General features: G+C 48.5%; 7 protein-coding genes. 3 read left to right on the top strand and 4 right to left on the bottom strand.

Annotated features, from left to right (window positions below):
• The coding region (locus tag KK083_RS30290) for an aminopeptidase P N-terminal domain-containing protein (protein ID WP_254169904.1) at positions 1–703 on the bottom strand (703 nt) is incomplete at its 3' end.
• Positions 704–913: 210 nt separating this feature from the next.
• On the opposite strand from KK083_RS30290, the gene KK083_RS30285 reads away from it, so the two are divergent.
• Entirely contained in the window at positions 914–2,110 is a 1,197-nt protein-coding gene (locus KK083_RS30285) for an acyltransferase family protein (protein WP_254169903.1), read from the top strand.
• A gap of 113 nt (positions 2,111–2,223) precedes the next feature.
• On the opposite strand, the gene KK083_RS30280 is transcribed toward KK083_RS30285, so the two are convergent.
• The gene (locus KK083_RS30280; RefSeq protein ID WP_254169902.1) at positions 2,224–2,436 is read right to left on the bottom strand and encodes a hypothetical protein; all 213 of its coding nucleotides are present in this window, start codon (positions 2,434–2,436) and stop codon (positions 2,224–2,226) included.
• Between the two features lie 34 nt (positions 2,437–2,470).
• Positions 2,471–2,845, bottom strand: coding sequence for a co-chaperone GroES (locus tag KK083_RS30275; RefSeq protein WP_254169901.1), 375 nt, complete (start codon positions 2,843–2,845; stop codon positions 2,471–2,473).
• A 142-nt stretch (positions 2,846–2,987) separates the two neighbouring features.
• On the opposite strand from KK083_RS30275, the gene KK083_RS30270 reads away from it, so the two are divergent.
• A complete protein-coding gene (locus KK083_RS30270; RefSeq protein WP_254169900.1) occupies positions 2,988–4,094 on the top strand; it encodes a redoxin family protein in 1,107 nt (368 codons plus the stop codon).
• 1 nt (position 4,095) lies between these two features.
• Here the strand turns inward: KK083_RS30270 and KK083_RS30265 are convergent, their stop codons facing one another.
• On the bottom strand, positions 4,096–5,409 hold the full coding sequence (locus KK083_RS30265; protein ID WP_254169899.1) for a DNA recombination protein RmuC: 1,314 nt from the start codon (positions 5,407–5,409) through the stop codon (positions 4,096–4,098).
• Between the two features lie 217 nt (positions 5,410–5,626).
• Here KK083_RS30265 and rocD point away from each other — a divergent pair, with 217 nt between their 5' ends.
• Positions 5,627–6,865 (top strand): ornithine--oxo-acid transaminase, encoded by a 1,239-nt coding sequence (gene rocD, locus KK083_RS30260; RefSeq protein ID WP_262899650.1) that lies wholly within the window; start codon positions 5,627–5,629, stop codon positions 6,863–6,865.
• The last annotated feature ends 47 nt before the right edge of the window (positions 6,866–6,912 follow it).

Here is a 6,912-nt window from a genome sequence, read left to right as displayed (position 1 = left end):
CGGCCTTGCGGATCATGGCCATTTCCTCGGTGGTTTTGATGCCACGCAGGCTGCTCATGAGGCCATCGAGGTCTGTGGTATTGAGGTTGTTTTTACCAGGCTCGCGGTTCACGCTCAACGATCCGTTAGCAGACGGGTAGTTTACTTTCACCTTGAATTGTTCGATCAGATCGTGAAGGTCAGCCGAGTCGTACTGCTCATTGCGCACGTCGTTCTGAAAATCGAAGAAGAGGATCTGCGCAAACTTCGAAAAATCGACGTTGTATTTTTTAAACTCCTTGTTGGTGAAAGCCTGCTCCAGGCCCAGTCTTGTTTTAACACCTTCGTCACCCAATCTGCGGCCCGTCCACATTTCGGCGTTGGGGTTGCGTGGCTGCACAAAGATGATCTCGTCATACTGGGCACCGTTGTTAGCGGTCTGCTTGTCTTTGAAGATAAAGAGCACAGCGTTAGGCTCTTTATAGCCGGTCAGGTAATAGAAATCGGGATCCTGGTGGTAGACATAGTCAACGTCGTTTGACCTGTTGCGCACCGGGTTTGCAAAAAAGACAGCCAGCGAGTTGGCAGGAAGTTTCTCCCGCAGCTTCGTCCGGCGTTCTTTGTGAAATTCTTTGGTAAGGAAATCTCCTGGCATGTCCTCCGCAGGTTGTGCGAAGCCCGTCAATGTCGACAGGATGAGTAGGAAAATGAGTAGGCGGTTCATATTGAAGTTAATAAGCTATTTCATGCTAAAATGGCAAAAATTATGAGAACGGACCGCGATTTTTTGGATTAACGGGATTTTCAGGATCAAAACCAGCAGAAATAAAGGCCTTTTTAAGTGCAATCTTATAAGAACGAACGCCGTCATTATCGAAACAGTCGTGGGAAGGCACGTCTCCACGGTACGTTTGAGGTATAATTGAATCTATTTATGACAGAAGTTATCAAAACCGAACGTACCGCAAAATCAGGTATCGCCAGGCGAAACGACCTCGACTGGCTGCGGCTGATCGCCATCACCATCCTTTTATTTTTCCATACGGGAATGCTGTTCAATCCCTGGGATTGGCACATCAAGAACAATGAGATCAGCGAAAGTTTTCGTTACTGGATGGTGTGGCTGCACGAGTGGCGTATGCCGCTGCTGTTGTTTATTTCAGGCGCCGGCACGTACATGGCCCTGGGTAAAAGAACCTCGGGACAATACGCCCGCGAACGTTTCAAGCGGCTCTTTATCCCCCTCGTTTTTGGAATGTTTGTGGTTGTCCCACCCCAGATCTACTTCGAGCATATCAAAGAATACAACAGCTATGGCGACTTCTATAAAACGGTGTTCAACTTTGTACCCTATCCGCAGGGTAGTTTCAGCTGGCATCACCTGTGGTTCATCTGTTATCTTTTCTTTTATTCGCTCCTGGCGCTTCCCTTTCTCGTTTTCCTCAGGTCAGAACGGTCTGCAGCTTTCAGGAAAAAAGTTTCTGCAGTACTCTCAACCCCGGCCGGCATATTGCTGGTGCCCGCGGTATTCATTCTCATTACCCAGGTGATCCTTCGCTCTTACTTCCCTGATGAAACCCACGCCCTGATAGACGACTGGGCCTATTTTACATTCTACTTCCTCTTCTTTTTGTTTGGAATGTTGTGCTACTCAACGGAGAGCCTGTGGGAATCGGTGGGCGCCAACAGGACTTACCTGCTGATCGCGAGTGTTTTTGTGCTGATACCTTTCTATGCCACGTACCTTCACCTCCAGGAGATCATTCACTTCCCCTGGAGCTTTGAAAAGATAGAGACCACCTTTGATGTGTTGGCTATTTTTGTAAGCTGGTTTTGCGTGATCACCGTCATCGCCTATGGACAGCATTACCTCAACAAACCTCATCCCTGGCTGAAACATTTCAATGAAGGGCTGTACCCGTTCTACATCCTTCACCAAACCGTGATCATCGCTATCGGCTACTATATCTGCCAGCTCCCGTGGAGCATCTTCGCCAAGTTCTGGACGGTAAGTTTGCTCACGCTTATCAGCTGTGTGGCATTTTATTTCGTGCTGATCAGGCCGTTTAATGTGATGAGGTTTCTGTTTGGAATGAAGGTGAAGCAGTTGACAGTTGACAAGGACCGATAGTCATCGGTCGCAATTGACAACGTTTTGTGTGGGCATCACGTTCATGTTCCAATTGAAACGGAGCATGCGCGTGATGCTTTCTCGGTTATTGTCAATTGCCCTGTTGTCAACTGTCAACTGTTTTCTATCTCTTCCAGCATAAAATCCTTGCCCTTGCCGTAGTGGATGAGCTCTTTGAGGCGATAGCGTTCGAGGGTGAGCAGATCTTTTACTTTAAAGTCACCGTTGGCCAGAACGTTCTCCACGATAAACTCATGTGTTTCGCCGAAGTTGATGAGGCGATATTTTTTTCCTGTGCGAAGAACGTCGAATGAAAGGCCTGCCATTGCTTGATTGTTTTAAATATACACCAGGTTCACATCATAGATCTTCTTCTCTCTCCAGCATCAAAATCGATGCCTGCGGAACGATATAATACTTCTCGTTCTCGTAGATCACTTCTATGGCTCCTTTCTGAAGGAAGATGGCCAGGTCGCCTTCCTGTGCTTGAAGCGGCAGGTATTTCACCTGCTCGTCTTTGCCTTTCCATACCTCGTCTTCGTCTGCCGGCAGCGGCAACGGATACCCCGGACCGACCTTGATCACGTATCCGCTTTGGATCTTTTCCTTTTCCTGTACGCCGGGCGGAAGGTACAATCCACTTTCGGTCTTCTCAGATTGTTTGGCAGGTTTTATCAGCACGCGGTCACCCACCACGATCAGCTTTTTAAGCTTGTTGTCAGCGGTTATTTTCATACTTTCTATAACTAAAAAATGAGCGCAAGTGTTCGTTTTTATGGCACGCGGCTGCAAATCTCGCATAAAAACCTTTCCACCAAAATATTCTTTAATCATCGTTTATAAATGCTTATTTTCAGTATCACAAAAGAATACTGCTATGAAAACGTTAGCCGGTACGCTGTTTTTATTGTTGTCTGCCGTTTTGATCACGCTGGCTTCAACAGATCCGGTACCGCTGGAGATCGGAAGCACCGCCCCTGACTTTTCATTGCCCGCCACCGACGGAAAGACCTATTCATTAAAAGATTTCCAGGCGTCCCGCATCCTGCTCATCGTGTTCACCTGTAACCACTGCCCCACAGCCCAGGCGTATGAAGACCGCATCAAACAGCTCGCTTCTGACTATAAAAGCAAAGGTGTTGCCGTGGTGGCGATCTCTCCTAACGATCCCCTTTCGGTTCGCCTCGATGAGATGGGTTATACCGACCTGGGCGACAGCTTCGAAGACATGAAGATCAGGGCAAAAGACAAGCAGTTCAACTTTCCCTATTTGTTTGACGGAAAGACCTCGGAAGTATCCATGAAGTACGGCCCCCAGGCTACACCTCACGTCTTCATTTTTGATGCACAGCGCAAGCTCCGTTATACCGGAAGAATTGATGACGGCGAAAAACCCGGCACGGCAAAAACGCATGATACCCGCAACGCCCTCGACGCGCTGCTGGCCAACAAACCCGTGGCCGTGGAAAAAACAAAAACATTCGGTTGCTCCATCAAGTGGCCCTCCAAACGCGACTATGCCAATGCAGCATTCGATGAATGGGCCAAGGAAAAAGTAAGCCTTGAAGAGCTTGATCCCGATCAGCTTAAAAAACTGCTCGCCAATGAAGGTGTGAATTACAAGCTCATCAACGTGTGGGCCACCTGGTGCGGGCCGTGTGTGGTTGAGTTCCCCCACTTCGTAGACATGAACAGAATGTACCGTAACCGGGAGTTTGAGATGGTAACCATCACGCTCGACGACCTGGCGCGTAAACAAAATGCGCTCAACTTCCTCACCAAGAAACAGGCCTCCACGAAAAATTATATTTTCAAAGGTGACAAGTACGCATTCATAGAGCAGATCGATAAGAAATGGGAAGGCTCACTGCCCTATACGCTGTTCCTGGCGCCAGGAGGAAAAATATTATACAGCAAACAAGGTGTGATCGAACCGCTCGAGCTGAAAAAAATGATCGCAGAATCTGTAGGAAGGATCTACTGACCTATTCGAAAAGCTCCGCCTGATCTGCGGCGCGGTCTACCAGTCGCTGGTCAACGTTCTTCACAGGTTTTATTCCCAGTGTCTTAAAACGTTCGATGCTCTTCACAAGGTTTCCGTTGCCGGTCGACAGCTTGCTCATCGCGCCTTCATAAGCCGTTTGTGTTTTCCTGATCTGGTTGCCGATATCGATGAGGTCATTGGTGAAGGCTACAAATTTTTCGTACAGCGACGTTGCATGCCGGGCAATCTCGGCTGAATTGCGATTCTGGTATTCCTGCTTCCACACATTCTTGATCAGCTGAAGGGAAGGGATGAGCAGCGAGGGACTCACAAAAACGATCCGCTTCTCCAGCGCATCTTCATACAAATTACGCTCACTTTGAATCGCCAGGATGTAGGCCGGCTCGAGCGGAATGAACATGATGATAAAATCGAGGTTCCTTTCGGAGATGCGGTGATAGTTCCTGTCAAAGAGTCCCCTAAGATGCTGACGAATGGAAACGATGTGCGCTTTCAGGGCAACCACCTTTTCATCGTCTGTATTGGCGTTGACAAAATTATCGTAGGCAGTAAGACTTACTTTTGAATCGATGATCACCTGCCTGCCTTCGGGGAGACGAATGATCACATCGGGCCGCTTCCTTCCCTCTTCGGTTGTAAAAGACTCCTGGATGGTGTATTCCCTGTCTCTTTCAAGGCCGGATTTTTGCAAAATATTCTCGAGGATGAACTCACCCCAGGCACCCTGTGTTTTGCTGTCGCCTTTGAGGGCCCGTGTCAGGTTCTCGGTTTCACGCGTCATCAGCAAGTTGAGCTTCTGCAGGTTCTCGAGCTGCTCCTTTAAAGCAGAATTCTTGGCCACATTGTCTTTGTGTGCCTCTTCCACTTTCTTTTCAAAATCGCCGATCTTTTCGCCCAGCGGTTTCAGCAGCTCGAACAGGCTTGACTTGTTCTGTTCGGTAAACTTGCGGGTCTTTTCTTCCAGGATATCGTTTGCAAGATTTTTGAACTCCATCGAAAATTTTTCACGAATGGTTTCAAGCTCTTTTCTCTGATCGTTGAGCTTTTCCTGCAGGTTGCGATAATCCGCTTCAGTGGCAGCAAGGCTGTTGTTGGCCTCCAGCACTTTGGTGCGCTCCAGCTCGATGTCGCGTTTCATTTCCTGCAGCATGCCTTGCAGGGTTTTGTTCTTCTCCTGCTCCATCAACGCGGCGGTGGCAGCGCCCTGGTGCTTCGCTAAAAATTTTGAACGAGCTGCTACCCATGCTATTCCAGCCCCTATTCCTATTCCGATGATCAACCAAACAGCTTCCATGGGGTAAAGATATTTTAATTAGTCGACAGCCTGCAAACTATTTTTCAGGATAGAAAGTGACATGCGCGTTCCCGGCTTGAGATCACAAATTGTGATGTCAGGTTTTGAATTCCTTCGGCGGTCAGGAGATGGACATCTGCTATTAAAGATAACCTTTTTAGGCTTTTTCAGCGCTTATTTGATTAGCTTTGTAAACAATCATCGATCATTTTATTTTATGTTGACAGCGATTCATTCCAGCCGTGAAGCCATTTCGCTGGAAGAAAAATACGGAGCACACAATTACCATCCGCTGCCTGTGGTGCTCACCAGGGGCGAGGGTGTTTTTTTGTGGGATGTGGAGGGCAAACGTTATTATGATTTTCTTTCTGCTTACAGCGCCGTGAACCAGGGACATTGTCATCCGCGGATCATCAATGCGCTGATCGGGCAGGCAAAAGAGCTTACACTGACCTCGCGGGCTTTTTACAACGACAAGCTCGGTGTGGCAGAGAAATATGTTTGTGAAACTTTCGGTTATCACAAAGCGCTCTTCATGAACAGTGGCGCCGAAGCCAATGAAACTGCTATCAAGCTGGCGCGCAAATGGGGATATCTCAAAAAGGGTATCCCTGAAAACACAGCCATCATTGTTGCCGTTGCGAAAAATTTTCACGGGCGCACCACCACCATCATCTCCGCGTCAACTGACCCTTCAGCCAGAAAAGGCTTCGGACCTTTTATGCCAGGTTTTGAGATCATCGCTTATGATGACGTGGCCGCGCTTGACAAGGCATTGTCGAATCCGCATGTGTGTGGTCTGTGGATCGAGCCGATCCAGGGCGAGGCTGGCGTTTATGTGCCGCACGAAGGCTATCTGAAGTCGGCTGAAGAGCTCTGCCGCAAACATAATGTGCTGCTCATGATGGACGAGATCCAGACCGGCATTGCACGCACCGGTAAGATGCTGGCTTCGGAACATGAAAATGTGAGGCCTGACCTGCTGATCCTCGGCAAAGCGCTTTCGGGCGGAACGATGCCGGTGTCATGTGTGCTGGCCGATGATCACGTTATGCTGCTGCTCAAACCCGGTGAGCACGGTTCTACGTTTGGGGGCAACCCACTGGCCGCTGCGGTTTGTGTAGAAGCCCTGGAAGTGATCAAGGATGAAAAGCTCGCCGAAAATGCCGAAAGACTGGGTGTTGTGTTCCGTGCACGCATGCAGGCGCTGATCAAAAAATCGAAACTGATCAGCCTTGTCAGGGGCAAGGGATTGCTGAATGCCATCGTCATCAACGATTCACCTGAGAGCGATACTGCGTGGAACCTCTGCGTGGATTTTGCAAAAAATGGTCTGCTGGCAAAACCAACACATGGTAATATTATCAGGCTAGCTCCTCCGCTGGTTATTACAGAAGAGCAGGTACATGAGTGCTGCGATATTATTGAACGCAGCGTTCTGAACTTTACGAAATAAACCTTAAACCAAACCTTTCAAAACAAAAATACCCCTGGAATTCCAGG

This window comes from Chryseosolibacter histidinae (assembly GCF_018598225.1).
Classification (GTDB): domain Bacteria; phylum Bacteroidota; class Bacteroidia; order Cytophagales; family Cyclobacteriaceae; genus Chryseosolibacter; species Chryseosolibacter histidini.
The sequence above is the reverse complement of the archived record's forward strand: the minus strand, read 5'-3'. Positions and strand labels throughout refer to the sequence as shown.

Bases quoted from the DNA above. Each gene is read 5' to 3' on its own strand.
- KK083_RS30285 (WP_254169903.1), top strand. From the start codon at position 914: ATGACAGAAGTTATCAAAACCGAACGTACCGCAAAATCAGGTATCGCC.
- KK083_RS30280 (WP_254169902.1), bottom strand. From the start codon at position 2,436: ATGGCAGGCCTTTCATTCGACGTTCTTCGCACAGGAAAAAAATATCGC.
- KK083_RS30275 (WP_254169901.1), bottom strand. From the start codon at position 2,845: ATGAAAATAACCGCTGACAACAAGCTTAAAAAGCTGATCGTGGTGGGT.
- KK083_RS30270 (WP_254169900.1), top strand. From the start codon at position 2,988: ATGAAAACGTTAGCCGGTACGCTGTTTTTATTGTTGTCTGCCGTTTTG.
- KK083_RS30265 (WP_254169899.1), bottom strand. From the start codon at position 5,409: ATGGAAGCTGTTTGGTTGATCATCGGAATAGGAATAGGGGCTGGAATA.
- rocD (WP_262899650.1), top strand. From the start codon at position 5,627: ATGTTGACAGCGATTCATTCCAGCCGTGAAGCCATTTCGCTGGAAGAA.